We start from the raw sequence: 18,200 nt of genomic DNA on the forward strand, positions 1-18,200 counted from the left end.
TCCTTATCGAAACTAAGTCAGGAAAGAAATTCACGCCGATATTATTAGGTAGTGATATGAACGTTTATGGTATGGCACGTGCTTTCCATGAAGTTTATGGCGGTGGTGCTGTACAAGCATATGCAAGCGCTCAACTTGCACCTACTCGTTTTACTAAGATTGTTAATGTAACTATTAATCCCGGATTTTCTGAAGATCCAGTATTTATTGAAAAGATGCGTGAAATTGCGAAAGTTTATGAAAACCATGAGGAACCTGTTATTTTGATCTCATGTGGCGACGGTTATGCTGAACTTATTAGTAAGCATAAAGAGGAACTGTCTAAAACTTTTGTATGTCCTTATGTTGATTATGATCTATTAAAGTCGTTAAACGATAAAGAAAACTTTTATAAAATCGCTGACGAACATAACCTGCCACATCCAAAGACAAAGATAATTACTAAAAAGATGTATCAAGATAAAGTTGATATGGAAGTTCCATTTTCATATCCAGCAGCTTTAAAGCCGGCAAACAGTGTGGAATGGCTTGACATCCATTTTGAAGGACGTAAAAAAGCATTTACAGTTCATTCAGATGAAGAATTTAATAATACTGTTGCTAAAATATATGATAACGGTTATACTTCTGACCTAATCTTACAGGATTTTATTCCTGGGGATGACTCCAACATGCGAGTTTTAAATGCGTATGTTGATAGTAATCATCATGTTAAGATGATGTGTTTAGGCCACCCGATCTTGGAAGATCCAACTCCACAGTCGATTGGTAATTATGTAGCCATTGTTCCTGAATTCAATCAAGATGTTTATGATCAAGTTCAAAAATTTCTTGAAGATATGGAATTTACCGGCTTCGCCAACTTCGATATGAAGTATGATTCAAGAGATCAAACTTTTAAATTCTTTGAGATCAACTTGCGTCAAGGTCGAAGCAGTTTCTTTGTTACCTTGAATGGCTATAATTTAGCACAATACTTAGTTGAAGATTATGTTGAAGGCGACTTGGATAATAAGCCAACCGTCTATGCTAATAAAAATAAAGCTCAACACAAACTTTGGTTAGGCGTACCTATTAAGGTTTTGAGAAAATATGCTGCTGACAATGAGGCAAGTCGTTACGCCGAAGAATTGATCAAGCAAGAACGTACAGGTACAACGGTCTTTTATGACAAAGATAAGTCATTTAAGCGCTGGATGTTACTAACATATATGTTCCATAATTATGTAAAGCGCTTTGATAAATACTTTGAAGCTAATAAAGGCCGAGATTTTTAAAAATAGGAGGCTCACTTAAGATGGATGAAGTACGTGATTATAAAGTAAAGAAAATTGAATATGAAAAGATTTTGATTTGTGTGGATTCTGATGATTTTGCATCATCAAAGAATGCTTTTAATTATGCTTGTTCATTAGCCAAACATTATAATTCCGAATTAGGGATCGTATCAGTATTGGAAATTGGTGATTTAAACATTTTTCAATCGCTAGATCCAGATGTATTATCTGAGCGTCGTAATCAGATTAAAGAATTGCTTGAAATGTATGGTAAAAAGGCTGAAACATTTGGTGTAAAGAATGTTCACTTGATGGTAACAGAAGGCAGTCCTGGTCAATCGATAGTTGAAAAGGTGATTCCTAAGTTTACTCCAGATTTGGTTATTGTTGGGGTTGAGGAAAAGAACCGTTATCGTAATACTATCGGTTCACAAGCCGCTAAAATTGTTAATAATGCTCGTGTTTCGGTTAGTGTTATTAGATAGGGCGTAAAAATCAACGGTTAGGGTTTGAGCATTACCTAGCCTAGTGCTTGTACCAGCGAAGATGGTGCAAGCACTAGGCGTAGTAAGCACAGAACCCTGTTGATTTTTACGCGTTTAAGAATCGATTGTTGTATCTTGTACCAGCGAAGATGGTGCAAGCACTAGGCGTAGTAAGCGCAGAGCCCTGTTGATTTTTACGCGTTTACTGCCGCTTCCGGTTTTGAGTAATTCCACCTGTTGTGTGGACCGTTTTCAGCCTAGGTCTGAAAACTCGCTTTTAAGCTTTGCTAACGCAAATCTTAAAAGTCGTCCGTGGAGTAAGAACGGAAAATCGCCGTTCAACTCCACACTCACAACTGGTTCCATTACTCAAAACCTCCAGCTTATTTTGTTTTTTAAGTCTGAAAACTATTTGATTAGATTTTTTGGTAATTTTGATAGTTTGAAAGATTTAGTTGTGCAGAAAAAGCTATTCCTGTTACATATTTAAAAACTATTCAATTAAATATTTTAAAAAATTCTAAGTACATCATGAGATGTACTTTTTTAATTCCTTTTTTGGCGTGCTTTGTGGCTCATAATTTTTTTAATGAAAAACAAAGAGTGATATAGTAGTTATAAAATCGCATGGTGGTGTATATATGTTTACTAGTAAGATTATTGGTGGTTCTGGCGATATGGTTGATGCTAAACCTACTGATTATAAAGAGAATCTGTACTTGGCTGTTAATGGTGCTTGGCAAGAAAAGGCTGAAATACCATCAGATAAACCAAGAACTGGTGGATTCATGGATCTTGATGAGGGTGTTGAAAAGGCATTGATGAAGGATTTTCATGAATTTGCTAATGATGAGGAAAAAACAAATAATGACTTGTTATTACAAGCTGTTAAATTGTATCGTTTGGCAAATAATGTTGAACATTTGAATAAGTTTCATCATCAACCAATCTTGAAAGATATTCAAAGAATTACAGATTTAAATAATGTTAAGGAACTAAGTGAGGGCTTAGCTGACTTTTCTAGGGATGGTTTTCCATTGCCGATCGACGTTGATGTTGATGCTGACATGAAAGATACTTCTAAAAATGTTGTTTACATTGGCGGAGCTGGATTGATCCTTCCAGATAAAACTTATTATGATGAGAAAAATGAATCCGGTAAGCAATTGTTAGCTAAATTTGCAGAGGTTTCCAGACGTCTTCTTTCAATGATCGGCTATGATTTGGATGAGGCTAAAGAGATCGTTGAAAAAGCATTGATCTTTGATAAGTCATTGGTCCCAATTGTTAAGAGTTCAGAGGAATGGGCTGATTATACAAAGATTTATAATCCAATCGACTTTTCAGAATATATTGAAAAATCAGAAAATCTTGATTTGAAGCAACAAGTAGAAGATTTGATCAACGCTACTCCTGAAAAAGTTATTATCACTGAACCACGTTATTTGGATAATTTAAATAAGTTAGTTAATGATGATACTTTTGAAAATTTAAAAGCTTGGATGCTAGTTAACTATCTAACAGGCAATGCTTCTAATTTGGACGAAGAATTCCGTCAGACTATTGGCGAATACAATTTAGCTTTGAGCGGTGCTAAGGAATTACAGAATAGAACTAAGTATGCTTATCACAGGGCTGCTGGTATTTTTAGCCAAGTTGTTGGTGTTTACTATGGTGAAAAATACTTTGGTGAAGCTGCTAAAAAAGACGTTGCCAATATGATCAAAAAGATGATTGCTATTTATGAACAACGTATTAGTGACAATACTTGGTTAAGTGAGGCCACTAAGCAAAAGGCTATCGTTAAATTGGATAAGATCGAAGTCAAGGTTGGATATCCTAACAAAATTGACGATGTTTACAAGAAGATCAGCATTAATGAAAACGAATCATTGTATGAAAATATTATCGCAATTAGAAAGATTTTCAGACAAAATTCATTGGATCAATACAGCAAACCGGTTGATCGTAAGAAATGGTTGATGCCAGGACATATGGTTAATGCTTGTTATGATCCTTCAAGAAATGACATCACTTTCCCAGCTGCTATTTTGCAAGCGCCATTTTATAGCTTGGATCAATTAAGTAGTGAGAATTACGGTGGTATCGGAGCTGTTATTGCGCACGAAATTTCTCATGCGTTTGATAATAACGGAGCTCAATTTGATGAATACGGAAATATGAATAACTGGTGGACTGATGAAGATTACAAGAAATTCCAAGAACTTACTCAAAAAGTGATCGATCAGTTTGACGGTATTCCTTATGCCGGTAGTAAAGTTAATGGTAAATTAGTTGTCAGTGAAAATGTTGCTGATGATGGTGGACTTCGTTGTGCTTTAGAAGCCGCAAAATCAGAAGATGATTATGATGTACAAAAGTTCTTTATTAACTGGGCAAGAGTCTGGAGATTAAAGGCTACAAAACAGTTTAATGAATTATTACTTTCGACTGATGTTCATGCACCAGGTCCATTACGTGCTAATGTTCAAGCACAAAATATGGACGAATTTTATGCCGCATTTGATATTACTTCAAAAGACGGTATGTGGTTGGAACCGGATAAGAGAGTAAATATTTGGTAGATTTTTTAGGAGAAGTTGTGATCCGATTTTGGATCGTGACTTCTTTTTTTGATTTTGGATGTCGGTCACAGATAAATTTTCCTGCCATGGGACCGGTTCAAGCCTCGGTCTTGAACCTCATATTTGAGCTTTACAAAGTTCGTAAATCTCAAATATGTCTGTTATCTAAGGGTGGAAATTCGCCACCCTAAGATAACTTTCACGGCTGGAAAATTTATCTGTGACCTTTTTTTCTACCTCTTTTTTTATTTTTGTGTAATTAGTTTAGATGCTGAATTAGTTTTCTATACAGTTTAGTATCTGATTATTTCCAGAATTAAACAGTGGATATTAAAAATACAGATCCAACTAAGCCGGAGATTTTTGGTAATGGAACCAGTTGTGAGTGTGGAGTTGAACGGTGGTTTTCCGTTCTTACTCCACGGACGACTTTTAAGATTTGCGTTAGCAAAGCTTAAAAGCGAGTTTTCAGACCTCGGCTGAAAACGGTCCACACAACAGGTGGAATTACCAAAAATCGGAGGCGGCACCCTCCCACCAACTCAAACAAAATTTGTTCTTGACAGAAAATACCTAATCATGAGAAAATCAAACTCCTGTGTTTAGAAAGGGATAAGGAGGGGATTTTTTGACAGAGGAAGTATTTGCGATTCCTAATTGGCGTCGTAATATTAATATCTTTTTATTAGGTCAGTTTTTCTCAGGTATTACTAGCATGGTGGTGCAATATGCAATTATCTGGTATTTGACCAAACAAACTGGATCAGCTACTATTTTGAGCTTTGCTACTCTTCTAGGAATGCTGCCAATGGTTTTGTTGAGTCCATTAATTGGACCATTTGTTGATCGAACTAACAAAAAAGTTTTACTGATCGTGCCTGATATTGTTGCCGCAGTGATCGCAATTATTTTAGCGGTCGTAGGAATGGTTAATAAAGATTTTCCACTATGGTTGATTTTTGTTTCACTATTGATGCGCTCGATTGCTCAAACTTTTCAAATGCCGACGATCCAGTCGATAGTACCTACCATGGTACCTGCAAAAGAAGTAACTAGAATGAATGGACAATTAGGGATGATCCAGTCGGCTAATATGATCATTGCGCCGGCTTTAGGAGCATTCTTATTTTCAATAGTTCCAATCACAATGTTGATTTTATTAGATGTCGTTGGAGCAATTATTGGAGTAACAATTATTTTGTTTGTCAAAATTCCTGAACATCCTGTTTTTGATGAAAAGATAAATATTTTATCTGATGTTAAATTTGGTCTGAATCAATTAAGGAATAATAAGGGACTTTGGTATATCACTTTAATGGGAATGGTATTTACTCTATTGTTCATGCCAGCGGCTAGTTTGTATCCATTGATGACTATGTCGTACTTTAAAGGTACAGTTGCTCAAGCTGGTATTATTGAGGTTGTTTATTCAGGTGGTATGTTTGCTGGAGGGGCTGTTATCGGGTTTTTAGGGAATTGGTCTGATCGTATGAAACCAATTTTGTTATCAATGCTGATTATGGGGATCGCTTTTGGTGCTAGCGGCTTTTTACCGGGAAATCAAAAGGGCTTTATCTGGTTCATCGTTTTAAATACGATTGCTGGAATGGCAACTCCATTTTTTAATACTTTACTGATGGCTATGATTCAACAAAGTTATCCACCTGAAAATTTGGGCCGAGTGTTAGGGATATTGAATTCTTTAATGAGTATTGCTGGACCGGTGGGACTTATTTTTGCCGGACCTTTAGCAGATAAAATTGGAGTTAATATGTTATTTGTTATTGGAGGCGTTGGTACATTATTATGCGGGTTATTCACGTTCTTAGTACCGGCAACTCGTAATGTTGATAAATTGCTTCAAGAAAGCATTAAAGCTGAAGATTAAAAAATGCTATAATAATTATGATATTTTAAAATTAAAGGTTGTGACGACTAGTCCAGCCTTTTTTTGTTAAGTTAGGTGGATAACATGGCATATATTGAAGTGAAAAATGAGTTTAAAAGATACCAAATGGGAGAAACCGAGATTGTCGCCAATAATGATTTATCTTTTGAAGTGGAAAAAGGTAAGTTAACTGTAATTTTGGGACCTAGTGGTGCAGGAAAATCAACGGTTTTAAATATATTAGGGGGAATGGATTCTCCTAGTGATGGGGAAATTATCATTGATGGAACTGATATTGGAAAATTTTCTGAACGTCAATTGACGGAATATCGCCGTAATGATGTCGGCTTTGTTTTTCAATTTTATAATTTGATCCCTAATTTAACTACTAAGGAAAATGTGGAGCTGGCTTCAGCAATTGTTGATGACGCACTAGATCCAGTTACGGTTTTAAACCAAGTAGGATTGAGTGATCGAATCGATAACTTTCCGTCACAATTATCTGGTGGTGAACAACAACGTGTTGCTATTGCGCGTGCTTTGGCTAAAAATCCTAAATTGTTATTGTGCGATGAACCAACAGGTGCGCTTGATTATGAAACTGGTAAGCAAGTTTTAACTTTATTACAAGATGCTAGTCATAAAGATAATAAGACGGTCATTATTATTACTCATAATTCAGCTTTAGCAAGTATGGCTGATAGAATTATCCGGATCAACGATGCGAAGGTTCGTTCAGTTGAAGATAATAAAAATCCTAAACCTGTCCAAGACATAGAATGGTAGGTGTCGAAAATGAAACCTTTAACTAAAAATATGTGGCGTGATATTGGTAAATCTAAGGGACGCTTTATCGCTATTATCTTGATCATCATGCTTGGTGTCTTGATTTTTGTCGGTGTTAAAGCTGCCGGACCTAGTTTAAATGATTCTTTAAATAAGACAGTCGTTGAAAATAAATTGTCTGATATTCAAATGAATTCAACGACAGGTTTTACCAAGAAGGATCTTAAAATAGCTTCTATTAAAGATGCTAAAGTAGAAGCTGCGAAATACAAACAAGTTGTTGGTGGTAAAGGATTAGCGGTTTCTTTATATGGGTATGATAAAAAAAACGATCAAAATAATTTGATCGTTCGCAGTGGTCGTTTACCTAGAAAAGATAACGAAATCATTTTGGATCAGCAGGCGCAGACTAAATATAATTATAAAATAGGTCAGAAATTTACTTTTAATAAATCTGCTGATTTGAAAAAGCGTTCTTATAAAATTGTTGGTTTTGCTAGTTCACCACAATATATTGAAAATGAGTCTCGTGGATCAAGCAATGTAGGCGATGGCACTGTCCGTTTATTTGCTTATGTTCCTAATAATCAAATGAATTTAAAAGTGGCAACACAGCTCAATATTCGTTTTAAAAATCTTCAAAATAAGAATACCTTTAGTGATAGTTATAAAGATGCTGTTAATTCTAAAAAGACTATTTTAGAAGATAAATTTAAGAAACGTGCTAAAGATAGAAGCGCCGATCTTTATAATGATTCTAAATCAGTTTTAGAACAGCAACAGGAAAAATTAAATACGGCCAAAAGTCAGCTTACTTTAGCTCAAGCTTCAGGGATGGACGTTAGTTCACAATTGAATAAATTGAATCTTCAAGAACAAAAATTAAATTCAGCTCTACAAAATTTAAAGAAGCAGACTAAAACAAGTTATATTTTCCAAACTAGAGAAGATCTGCCAGGATTTTCGGCATATGGTGAAAGTTCTGATCGAATTGCAGCTATTGCCAACGTTTTCCCAGTCTTTTTCTTCCTAATTGCGGCGTTGATCACTTTCACGACTGTAACTAGAATGATCGAAGAAGCTAGAAGTCAAATTGGAACTTTTAAAGCCTTGGGATATACAAAGTGGGAAATATCTAAAAATTATTTTTACTATGCTTTGACCGCTGGATTGATTGGAACGATACTTGGTGCGGTTATTGGTAACGTTAGCCTGCCGAGAATCGTCTTAGCATTGTATAAGCAGTACATTCCTTTGACATGGGATGTTAAATTTCAGTGGATCACTGCCTCATTAGCATTGTTATTCTCTTTATTAGCAACAGTCGGTGCGGCAATGATCGTTGTTCGACAAGAGTTATCAGAAGGACCTTCAGCGTTGATGCGTCCCAAAGCTCCAAAGTCGGCTAAAAAGATTTTACTAGAAAGAATCAAACCTTTTTGGAATCGTCTAAGTTTCAATCGGAAAGTCAGTTATCGAAATCTTTTTAGATTTAAATCAAGAATGTTTATGACCATTATCGGTATAGCTGGGGGAACGGCTTTGATTTTGACTGGTTTTGGTATTCAGAATTCTATTGGAGCTAGTGGCACTCGCCAATATGGAGAAATTTTTGATTATCAAGCGGTTGTTAAAACTAATAATCTGAATAAAACTTTAAAAGTCCTGCAGGATAATAAACAATATCAAAGCAGTGCTGCGATTCATGCGACAACCGGGAAAGTCTATCATTCAGGAAAACAAGTAAACGATGTAAATTTTTATACACCTGAAAATAAGGATTTTTCTAAATATATTCATTTAAAAGATGGAACTAATAAGACTTTGAAATTGAAAAATGATCAGGTTATTTTAACTAAAAAAATGGCGACTGTTTTAGATGTTAAAGCAGGTGACAGTATTAAAGTTAAAACAACTGGAAAAACTCATTCCATCAAAGTTTCAGCTATAACAGAAAACTTTGTTGGCCACTTTTTATACCTTAATAAGTCAACGTATCAAAGTATGTTTGGCAAACAGCCGAAGTCAAATACTCTCTTACTTCATTTGGACAAACAGACATCTGATCAGAGAAATAGTTTGGCCAATGCTTTATTAAAAAAAGGTAAAGCCCTAGGAACTAGTTATACTTATGACCAACAATCGACAATTTCAAAAATGACTTCATCACTAAATCCCATTATTCTGATTTTCATTTTGTTGTCAGGAATTTTATCTTTTGTTGTTTTATATAATTTAACTAATATTAATGTTTCTGAACGTATCAGAGAATTATCGACTATCAAAGTTTTAGGATTTTATGATAAAGAAGTAACGATGTATATTGTGCGTGAGAATATTGTTTTGACAATTTTAGGAATCATTGTGGGCTACGGGGTAGGTAATTTATTGACCGCCTATATTCTCAATCAGGCTTCTACTGAACTAGTCATCTTTCCTCTGACTATTCATTTAACAGGATATGTAGTTGCCACGGTATTAATGATTATTTTTACGGTCATTGTTATGTTGATAACTCACAAAAAATTACAACATATCGATATGATCGGAGCACTCAAGTCGTCAGAATAGGAAGTTATTAAAATGAAATTAACTAATAAAAAAATTCTTATAGTTGGTGGCACTTCAGGATTTGGCAAACAAGTGGCACTGGATGCTAAAAAATTAGATGCTAAAGTTACGGTTATTGGACATGATTTTGATAGGACTAAAAAATTTGCAGAAGAAACGGATATTGCGGGCATTGCGTTGAATGCTCAAAATAAATCTGACTTAGAAAACTTTTTTGATGATAAAAATTTTGACCATATCGTTTCTACTCTTGGAGGTGCCATGGGAGGCGGATTTTTGGATAGTTCTATGGAATTGATCAGAAAGACGATCGAAGATAAGTTCTTCGCCAATTTACAATTGGTAAAAATTGCTGCCAAACACTTAAATAAGTCAGGTTCAATGATTTTAACTTCAGGATCTGGTGGTCATCCTTACGACGCATCGGGTGCAATTATTGGCAATCAGGCAATTAATACGTTAGTGGCCGGATTAGGTGTCGAATTAGCTCCTGATAAAAGGATCAACGCCGTTTCACCAACCTGGACCCCAACTGGATTGTGGCGTGATATGTCTAGTGAAGCTGTGCAAAAACAAGTCAGTGACTTTTCTAGTGGTGTGCCTTTGAAACGTGTTGCTACGATCGAAGAAGTCGCTAGTGCTTATCTTTACTTGATGCAAAATGATTTTGTTACGGGACAAGTTTTACGGGTCGATGGTGGTGTTGATTTGTAATTAGTGTTAAACTTAAAGCCAACTTTAATTAAGAAGAGGCACTTTTATGGATACAAAAATAGAAAAGAAATATCGGATCGGTGATTTTGCTGAATTAACTGGTTTGAGTAGTCCAACTTTGAGATATTACGAAAAAGAAGGTTTGATCAGTCCGCATCGTACTGAAAATGGATTACGCTACTATACTGACCAAGATGCTAGCTGGATAAAATTTTTACTTCATTTGAAGAGTACGGGGATGACGATCGAGCAATTAAAACAATACGTTGTTTGGCGTGCTGAAGGTGATTCGACGATCGACAAACGTGTTGCCTTGTTGGAAGATGTTAGAAATAATTTTGAAAAAGAATTTGAGAACTTACAAAATAGTTGGACGATTTTGAACGATAAATTGGATTGGTACAAAGGCAAGGTTAACGGACATATCGAGGATAGCGAGAGCTTTGCCGCGTATTTGAAAAGATTGAATCATCATGAATAGAGATGCCATCTACAATTAAAAAAGGAAACAGCCTGCTGTGGGACCGAGTTGATCCTAGGTATCAACTCTCGATTTTAAGCTTCGCAAAGTGCGCGAATCTTAAAATACGTCCTGTGGAGTAAGCGATGAATCGCTAACTCCACTATCACTGCTGGCTGTTTCCTTTTTTAATTTCCGATTAGTTTGGGTATTTCAAAAAAATTTCAAAAAACTCCTTGCCTTAAAGTTAACTTTAAGGTGTTTAATGAATCTCGTAATCAATTAGACGAGAAAAAGGAAGTATATATAATGGCAAAATTTGAAGAATTAAAAAATGAAGGTGTATTTCCAGTTGGAGATAAAAATGAAGCCTATGCCAAGTATTTTATTGGTCAAAGTTATTTAAAGAATCTTGTACCATCAGACGATAACATCGATGTTAATGTCGGTAATGTCACTTTTGAACCGGGATGCCGCAATGATTGGCATATTCATCATGATGGATTCCAAATTCTTTTGGTAACAGGTGGCGAAGGTTGGTACCAGGAGGAAGGTAAGCCGGCACAATTATTGAAACAAGGCGATGTAGTCGCAATTCATGATGGTGTTAAACATTGGCATGGTGCAACTAAGGATAGCTGGTTTAGTCATGTTGCTATTACAAAAGGTACATCAGAATGGTTAGAAAAAGTTACAGATGAAGAATACGATAAATTAGGTAAATAGGAGAAATATATGACAGTCGAAAATAAGGTAGTAGTAATTACAGGTGCATCATCAGGTATTGGTGAAGCAACCGCAAAACTTTTAGCAAGTAATGGTGCTAAGGTGGTTCTTGGTGCTAGACGTGAAGAAAAATTAAGTAAAATAGTAAAAGATATTGAAGCAGATGGCGGAGAGGCTGCCTATCAAGTAACTGATGTTCGTGATCCAGAAGAAGTTAAGTCTTTAGTTCAATTGGCAAAAGACAAATTCGGTACGTTAGATGTAATCTTTAATAATGCTGGAATTATGCCAACTTCACCGATCAGTGCTTTACATACGGATGAATGGAATGACATGATCGATATTAATTTAAAAGGTGTCTTGAATGGTGTTGCTGCTGTAATGCCAGACTTTGTTGCACAAAAACATGGTCATATTATTACAACTTCATCAGTTGCTGGTATTAAGAGTTTTCCAGGAGCAGGTGTTTATGGAGCAACTAAGTTTGCTGTAAGAAATTTGATGGAAGTCATTAGAACGGAAAGTGCTCAAGAAGGTACAAATATTAGAACTTCAACACTTTATCCAGCTGCTATCAATACGGAATTACTTCATACGATCACTGATAAAGATGCCAAAAAAGGTATGGATGCTTTGTATGATCAAGTTGGTATTGCTCCAATTTCAATTGCTAGGGTTGTAAACTTTGCAATCGATCAACCAGAAGAAGTTAATGTTAACGAATTTACTATCTATCCAACAAAACAAGCTTAAAGGTTCCGCCACTGAACATGAAGAAATTCTGTCTGCTGTGGGACCGAGTTGATCCAAGGTATCAACTCTCGATTTTGAAATTCACAGCTGACAGATTTATTCATACTCAGTGGCTAAATAGCATGATATAAGACGAATATGGACTACTTACTAGGGATATGAATAATTGCCTACTTTAAATGGTTCATCATATCTTTTACACAAAAAAATGGATTCAACTAAATCTTTCAGATTTATGTTGGATCCATTTTGTTTTTTTTGTTATATGTCAACTACGGGTGAACCTTATCATGCCGACGAACGAATAATTGTTTAGGCAATGCCTGTAAGAAGGTAATGGCTAATATTAAAAGGGCGCCAACAATTTCTGCAGGTCCTACATGAGTGTTCAAAATCGTAACTGCCAAAATAGTTGCAGTTAATGGTTCAAATGCACTCAACATACCAGTTGTTGTGGCGGTTAAGTAATTTAGGCTTTGTAGATAGAATAAATAAGAGAACATTGTTCCGCCGGTAATTATGAAAATAATGGCGATCCAAGATGTCAGATTTAAACTAGGTACTTGATTAAGATGTGCGACTGGGGCGAAGACTATTCCGCCAAGTAACATTGACCAGCCAGTAACTATTCGAGCGTCGAATTTTTTTAACAGTTCTCTGGGCAAAAGTGTATAGGAAGCTTGACTAAGTCCAGACCCAACTCCCCACAAAACTGCTAAAGGTGAAAGTGCTAATTGGTTCATATGACCATGTGTTACTAATAAATATGTTCCCAGCAGTGCTAAAAAGATTGAAACGATATCGATCCTTCTGGGCATATGCATTTGTCGGATCGATAAATATATGATTATGAATAGTGGTCCTAAGAACTGTAGAACAGTTGCGGTTGGAGCATTTCCATATTTTATCGCCATGAAGTATGTGTATTGTGCTGGCAACATTCCCAAAAGTCCAAAACATAATAGCTGGAAAATATATCGTGGGCGTTTTAATATTTTGAAGATTTCTGATTTCATGCTGACACCACACCAGACGATCAGTAAAAATCCAGCGACGATCAATCTTAATCCAACTAGCCAGTGTGTTGATATTCGTTGCGTGTTAAATAAGTATTGCGCTACACTGCCCGAGATCCCCCATAAGAATGGACCAGCAATAGCGTAAAAGAATCCCTTTTGTTTATTAGACATTTTTATATCCCCCGAACAACAAAATAAATATTACCACATTATTAGGTGAAAAAAAGGATATACGATACACTTAAAAAAGATTATAAAGAGGGGGTTCTTATGCTTGAGGTAAAACATGTTAGTAAAGAGTTTAAAACTGTTAAAGCATTGAATGACATAAATTTTACGGTAAAAAATGGACAGATACTCGGTCTGATCGGTCAAAATGGTGCTGGTAAATCGACGACTTTTCATAGTATCTTAGATTTTTTACAATACGATGGTGAGATTACTTGGGAAAATGAGCCAATAACTAATAATGTTTTTGATCAAATTGGTTATTTGCCTGAGGAAAGAAGTTTGATGCCCAAATTGACTGTTGAGCAACAAATCGTCTATTTGGCAAGATTGAAAAATCGTCCAGCTAAAGAAATCAGACCCAAAATTGACGAATGGCTAAAAAAATTTGCTGTTAAAGGTTCTAAGAAAGATAAAATCAAATCGTTATCTAAAGGTAATCAGCAGAAGGTCCAATTGATATGTACGATGATCCATGATCCTAAGCTGATCATTTTAGATGAACCTTTTAGCGGACTTGATCCTGTTAATGCTGATTTATTGAAGCAAGCTATTTTTGAAGCTAAGAAAAAGGGTGCAGCAATTATTTTTTCCAGTCATGATATGGAAAATGTTGAAGAACTTTGCGATAAATTAGTAATGCTAAAAAATGGAGAAATTGTTTTAGATGGAACCGTCAGTGATGTTAGAAATTCCTTTGGTAAGACACATTTATTCGTTACAACTGATTGGACTAAAGAACAATTAGAACAATTGCCCCAAGTTTCCTCGGTAGTTGTGCGTGATCCTAATAAATATTTATTAGAATTGGCTGATGAAAAGGCTGGAAATGAAATTTTTGAAAAATTAACTGATGGAAAATATATCGAAGAATTCAGTCAGCAACCGCCGTCATTAAATGAAATATTCAGAATGAAGGCAGGTGTCATCAATGAATAAATTATGGATCGTAACCTTTGAAACTTTTTTAAGACAGATTAAATCTTGGAGTTTTGTGGCGTTGATCTTAGGACCATTTATTATTTTCGGTATCAGTATGGGTGCAGGATATGTCAGCTATAATGGTGCTGAGAGTGGTTCAGATATCGCCGTTATTAGTAAAGAAACTGCCATGCGAGAGCAATTTATCAAAGCTAATAAGGATGACGTGAATCAAAAGATCACAACTGTTTCCGCAGCCAAAAAGGCCGTCAATAAAAATAAGTTAGCTGGATATTTAGTTTTAAAGACTAATAAAAATCAGGCGACGGCAACTTATCATGGAACAAGTTCAATTGATAGTTCACTGAAGACAAAGGTTCTGACTTTTACTAGTCAGATTCAGCAACAATTAAATTATGCTAAAGCAGGTATGACTTTAGAACAAGTTCAGCAATTACAACAGCAGCCGGCTTTTAAAGAAAAAATCTCTAAAAAAACTGGTACTGCTAAGACTGCCAAATTGATTTCATTTTGGGTCACAGTCATTATGGTATACACGATCCTTGTAACATATACCGGAATAACTGCCCAAGAAATTGCTTCTGAAAAAGGTACTAAGATAATGGAAATCATCTTTTCTAGTACAACTGCTAGTAAATATTTCATTGGTAAAATATTAGGAGTTTTATTAGTTATCTTAACGCAGATCCTTATTTATTTAATTGGTGGCTGGGGCGGTTATTTAATCGCTCAAAAAGCATCAATGACAAAAGATATTATGGAGCAGTATCATACATTGATTAATTCAGTTTTACATAATTTATTAAGCGTTAACTTAGTGTTCTTATTGTTGGGAGTAGTTATTTATACCATTTTAGCTGCCTTTAGTGGAGCTTTAGTTACGAAAGCAGAAGATGCTTCTAAAGCTGCTCAACCAGTTACGATGTTAAGTATGCTGGCATTTTTTGTAACTTTCCCATTTCAAAATAATTTAGACGCCGTTGCGGTTAAAATACTGTCATATGTGCCATTTTTCTCGTCATATTTTATGCCGATGCGAGTGATCAATTCCGAAGCCGGACCAGTAGAAATCTCGATTTCATTATTGATCTTAGTTTTGAGTATTGTTTTACTTACGTTCTACATCAGCAAGATCTATCAAGGATTGATGTTACAGACGGATGATTCTAGTTTTTGGAAGAGGTTTAAACGAGGATTGTCTTATAATAAATAATTATTTTGGTTAGTTTTGCCGGTCAAACAGGATAAAATCTGCTGTGGGACCGTTTGGAGCCGCGGTCTCCAAACTTGATTTTGAACTTCGCAAAGTGCGCGAATTTCAAAATACATCCAGTGGTGTAAGAACGAGAAGTTCACTCGTCCTAACACCACTTGCACTGCAGGATTTTATCCTGTTTGACCTCTGAATTATTAGTAAAATAAAAAAGAGTATCTGTTAGGAAATAAAAAATTCTAACGGATACTCTTTTTTAAGGCTGCTCTTTAGAAGAACCAGCTGCATACTTTAACGGCTAAAATTGCGCCAAGGATTGGAGCTACTACTGGAACCCAGCTATATTTCCATTGTGATGATCCCTTATGTTTCAATGGCAATAAGGCGTGCAATAGACGAGGTCCAAGGTCACGGGCAGGGTTCAAGGCTGGTCCGGTTGGTCCACCAAATGAAACAACAAGACACATAACTAGAAAACCTAGTCCGATAAAGTCGGCTCGTGGATCGATTTTATCAGATGTTAACATAACGGCACCGAAAACTAATAGGAATGTTCCGATAAATTCGTTGATGAAACCATTAAGACGACTATTTGCGGCATCTATTGTTGAAAATGTTCCTAAAACTGATTCAAGATTATCTGTTTTGTCGTAATAAGGTTTGTAGGCAGCTACGATCACTGCTTGACCAAAGATAGCACCTAGAAATTGAACAATGATATAAGGAGCTACTTCTGCCCATGGAAATTCATTGTTGAAAGCTAATGCCAATGTCATGGCTGGATTTATTTGTCCGCCAGAGATTGGTCCAAACATCATGGCTGGAATCATAACACCAATACCATAACCAAAACCGATAAGGATCCAGCCGCCGTGGAAACCTTTTGTTCCCTTTAATTCCACGTTTGCGACTGAACCATTACCCAATGCGACCATAATTGCAGTACCTATAAATTCTGCAATTAGGCGTGTTAATAATGAATAATGCATATTTGATATACCCCATAAAATTATTTCTCAAAACGACTTTAATTATTCATTAGTTAAAAAATATACCAAAAATGGGATTAGATAGAATAAATTCGTTAAAACATCTTGTCTTTAGTGATATAACATTACTTATACAATAAAAAATTGCCCCGTAAAGAGCAATTGGTTTAATAACATAATGAATGAAATAAAGCAAATATTTGAGTTACGCATTTCATTGTATCATATACCACCAAATGTTATAGACTAGTTATAGAAATAATCAATAACTATTATTGTATTAAAAATATTCCTAAGAAGTGGGGAAACATAATGAAAGTTTTAAGTTTAGTAGATCTGACTGATAAGCAAAAACAAGAATTAGAGGAGATCAAAGGCGTAGATCTTAGTGTTGTTTCCGCCAAGAGTGTAACTGCTGATGATTTAAAGGGAGTCGAAGTTTTATTCGATTGGTCCAAAAAACTCCAAGATGAAATCATAAGCAGCGACTCATTAAATTGGATTCAAACTATTCGTGCCGGTGTTGATGCCTTGCCTTTAAGAGCTTTAGATGAAAAAGGGATCATGCTGTCAACCGGTTCAGGTGCTAATTCGATCAACATAGCAGAACAAGCTTTAGCTTATATGTTGATGTTTGAACGTAGTATGAATTTGTCCACTTGGGATCAAACTAAAAAAGTTTGGCATCGTGAAAAGAAATATGATGAAGTTTATAACAAGACGGTAATGTTGGTTGGTGTAGGACATATCGGTAGCCAATTAGCCCAATATGCCAAAGCTTTAGGGATGCGTACAATTGGTGTCAGACATTCAAATAATTCACTACCAAATATCGATAAGATGGTGGCAATGAAAGATATCGATAAACATTTGAAAGAAGCGGATTTTGTCGTAAATTCATTACCAGATACAGAAGATACTAAAAAGATGTTTAATAAAGAATTTTTCAAAAAGATGGCTAAAACAGCTTACTTTATCAGTATTGGCCGTGGTAAATCAACAGATACTAATGATTTAGTAGAAGCATTGCAAACTAAAGAAATTGCCGGAGCTGGATTAGATGTAGTTGATCCTGAACCTTTGAATGAAGATAGCCCACTTTGGGATATGAAGAATGTTATTTTAACTCCACATAATGCTGGTAGAAGTGTGCATTATGAGGAAAGAGCTTTTAAGATTTTTAAGAAGAATCTGAAGTCTTATATCGAAAATGGTGAAGTTGTCGAGAATTTGGTAAATTATAGTAAGGGTTATTAAGAGAGAGCAAAAATGGACGCTCAGACCTTGAGCATTACCTAGAACAGCGGATAGAGCACGAAGTGTACTATCCGCTGTTCGTAGTAAGCGCAGAGGTTTGTCCATTTTTGCTCGTTTAGGGAGCGCTAAATAAGCAACCAGACAAGTAAGAGTCAGTAATGAGTTCATATTATTTGTTAGTAGTTAGAATCTGCTAAAAATTTCGTCTCCGGTCAAAAGCGAGAAGAGGCCTGCTGTGGGAACGTCTTGAGCCACTGTCTCAAGACTCGATTTTAAGCTTCGCCTAGTACGCGAATCTTAAAATGCG

General features: G+C 35.7%; 15 protein-coding genes. 13 read left to right on the forward strand and 2 right to left on the reverse strand.

The window, feature by feature from the left end:
* Positions 1–56 precede the first annotated feature (56 nt).
* From EKM77_RS05770 to EKM77_RS05815, 10 genes are all read left to right on the forward strand, one after another.
* Positions 57–1,277 (forward strand): carboxylate--amine ligase, encoded by a 1,221-nt coding sequence (locus EKM77_RS05770; RefSeq protein ID WP_125593379.1) that lies wholly within the window; start codon positions 57–59, stop codon positions 1,275–1,277.
* Positions 1,278–1,297: 20 nt separating this feature from the next.
* On the forward strand, positions 1,298–1,762 hold the full coding sequence (locus EKM77_RS05775) for a universal stress protein (RefSeq protein ID WP_125593113.1): 465 nt from the start codon (positions 1,298–1,300) through the stop codon (positions 1,760–1,762).
* Between the two features lie 641 nt (positions 1,763–2,403).
* Positions 2,404–4,347: a M13 family metallopeptidase gene (locus EKM77_RS05780; RefSeq protein WP_125593114.1), complete on the forward strand. Its 1,944-nt coding sequence runs from the start codon at positions 2,404–2,406 to the stop codon at positions 4,345–4,347.
* Between the two features lie 628 nt (positions 4,348–4,975).
* Positions 4,976–6,235 carry an MFS transporter gene (locus tag EKM77_RS05785; protein ID WP_125593115.1) on the forward strand — a complete coding sequence of 420 codons (1,260 nt, stop codon included), beginning with the start codon at positions 4,976–4,978 and terminating at the stop codon, positions 6,233–6,235.
* Positions 6,236–6,319: 84 nt separating this feature from the next.
* Positions 6,320–7,021, forward strand: coding sequence for an ABC transporter ATP-binding protein (locus tag EKM77_RS05790; RefSeq protein WP_125593116.1), 702 nt, complete (start codon positions 6,320–6,322; stop codon positions 7,019–7,021).
* A gap of 9 nt (positions 7,022–7,030) precedes the next feature.
* Positions 7,031–9,592, forward strand: coding sequence for an ABC transporter permease (locus tag EKM77_RS05795; protein WP_125593117.1), 2,562 nt, complete (start codon positions 7,031–7,033; stop codon positions 9,590–9,592).
* Between the two features lie 12 nt (positions 9,593–9,604).
* The gene (locus tag EKM77_RS05800) at positions 9,605–10,306 is read left to right on the forward strand and encodes an SDR family oxidoreductase (protein ID WP_125593118.1); all 702 of its coding nucleotides are present in this window, start codon (positions 9,605–9,607) and stop codon (positions 10,304–10,306) included.
* 46 nt (positions 10,307–10,352) lie between these two features.
* Entirely contained in the window at positions 10,353–10,787 is a 435-nt protein-coding gene (locus EKM77_RS05805) for a MerR family transcriptional regulator (RefSeq protein ID WP_125593119.1), read from the forward strand.
* A 288-nt stretch (positions 10,788–11,075) separates the two neighbouring features.
* Complete coding sequence (locus EKM77_RS05810) at positions 11,076–11,492, forward strand: cupin domain-containing protein (protein ID WP_125593120.1); 417 nt, start codon at positions 11,076–11,078, stop codon at positions 11,490–11,492.
* A 9-nt stretch (positions 11,493–11,501) separates the two neighbouring features.
* Positions 11,502–12,245, forward strand: a complete 744-nt coding sequence (locus EKM77_RS05815) for an SDR family oxidoreductase (protein ID WP_125593121.1) — start codon at positions 11,502–11,504, stop codon at positions 12,243–12,245.
* 272 nt (positions 12,246–12,517) lie between these two features.
* On the opposite strand, the gene EKM77_RS05820 is transcribed toward EKM77_RS05815, so the two are convergent.
* Positions 12,518–13,435, reverse strand: a complete 918-nt coding sequence (locus tag EKM77_RS05820; RefSeq protein WP_125593122.1) for a DMT family transporter — start codon at positions 13,433–13,435, stop codon at positions 12,518–12,520.
* A gap of 99 nt (positions 13,436–13,534) precedes the next feature.
* Here EKM77_RS05820 and EKM77_RS05825 point away from each other — a divergent pair, with 99 nt between their 5' ends.
* Both EKM77_RS05825 and EKM77_RS05830 read left to right on the forward strand, forming a co-directional pair.
* Positions 13,535–14,431: an ABC transporter ATP-binding protein gene (locus EKM77_RS05825; protein ID WP_125593123.1), complete on the forward strand. Its 897-nt coding sequence runs from the start codon at positions 13,535–13,537 to the stop codon at positions 14,429–14,431.
* Positions 14,424–15,647, forward strand: a complete 1,224-nt coding sequence (locus tag EKM77_RS05830) for an ABC transporter permease (RefSeq protein ID WP_125593124.1) — start codon at positions 14,424–14,426, stop codon at positions 15,645–15,647. The genes EKM77_RS05825 and EKM77_RS05830 overlap by 8 nt, the downstream gene beginning before the upstream one ends.
* Before the next feature lie 269 nt (positions 15,648–15,916).
* Here EKM77_RS05830 and EKM77_RS05835 read toward each other — a convergent pair whose 3' ends face one another.
* Positions 15,917–16,636, reverse strand: a complete 720-nt coding sequence (locus EKM77_RS05835; RefSeq protein WP_125593125.1) for an MIP/aquaporin family protein — start codon at positions 16,634–16,636, stop codon at positions 15,917–15,919.
* 312 nt (positions 16,637–16,948) lie between these two features.
* Here EKM77_RS05835 and EKM77_RS05840 point away from each other — a divergent pair, with 312 nt between their 5' ends.
* Positions 16,949–17,893, forward strand: coding sequence for a D-2-hydroxyacid dehydrogenase (locus tag EKM77_RS05840; RefSeq protein ID WP_125593126.1), 945 nt, complete (start codon positions 16,949–16,951; stop codon positions 17,891–17,893).
* The last annotated feature ends 307 nt before the right edge of the window (positions 17,894–18,200 follow it).

The organism is Companilactobacillus baiquanensis, assembly GCF_003946605.1.
Taxonomy (GTDB): domain Bacteria; phylum Bacillota; class Bacilli; order Lactobacillales; family Lactobacillaceae; genus Companilactobacillus; species Companilactobacillus baiquanensis.

Bases quoted from the DNA above. Each gene is read 5' to 3' on its own strand.
- EKM77_RS05815 (WP_125593121.1), top strand. From the start codon at position 11,502: ATGACAGTCGAAAATAAGGTAGTAGTAATTACAGGTGCATCATCAGGT.
- EKM77_RS05795 (WP_125593117.1), top strand. From the start codon at position 7,031: ATGAAACCTTTAACTAAAAATATGTGGCGTGATATTGGTAAATCTAAG.
- EKM77_RS05835 (WP_125593125.1), bottom strand. From the start codon at position 16,636: ATGCATTATTCATTATTAACACGCCTAATTGCAGAATTTATAGGTACT.
- EKM77_RS05830 (WP_125593124.1), top strand. From the start codon at position 14,424: ATGAATAAATTATGGATCGTAACCTTTGAAACTTTTTTAAGACAGATT.
- EKM77_RS05820 (WP_125593122.1), bottom strand. From the start codon at position 13,435: ATGTCTAATAAACAAAAGGGATTCTTTTACGCTATTGCTGGTCCATTC.
- EKM77_RS05825 (WP_125593123.1), top strand. From the start codon at position 13,535: ATGCTTGAGGTAAAACATGTTAGTAAAGAGTTTAAAACTGTTAAAGCA.
- EKM77_RS05790 (WP_125593116.1), top strand. From the start codon at position 6,320: ATGGCATATATTGAAGTGAAAAATGAGTTTAAAAGATACCAAATGGGA.
- EKM77_RS05780 (WP_125593114.1), top strand. From the start codon at position 2,404: ATGTTTACTAGTAAGATTATTGGTGGTTCTGGCGATATGGTTGATGCT.
- EKM77_RS05840 (WP_125593126.1), top strand. From the start codon at position 16,949: ATGAAAGTTTTAAGTTTAGTAGATCTGACTGATAAGCAAAAACAAGAA.
- EKM77_RS05805 (WP_125593119.1), top strand. From the start codon at position 10,353: ATGGATACAAAAATAGAAAAGAAATATCGGATCGGTGATTTTGCTGAA.
- EKM77_RS05810 (WP_125593120.1), top strand. From the start codon at position 11,076: ATGGCAAAATTTGAAGAATTAAAAAATGAAGGTGTATTTCCAGTTGGA.
- EKM77_RS05775 (WP_125593113.1), top strand. From the start codon at position 1,298: ATGGATGAAGTACGTGATTATAAAGTAAAGAAAATTGAATATGAAAAG.
- EKM77_RS05800 (WP_125593118.1), top strand. From the start codon at position 9,605: ATGAAATTAACTAATAAAAAAATTCTTATAGTTGGTGGCACTTCAGGA.
- EKM77_RS05770 (WP_125593379.1), top strand. From the start codon at position 57: ATGAACGTTTATGGTATGGCACGTGCTTTCCATGAAGTTTATGGCGGT.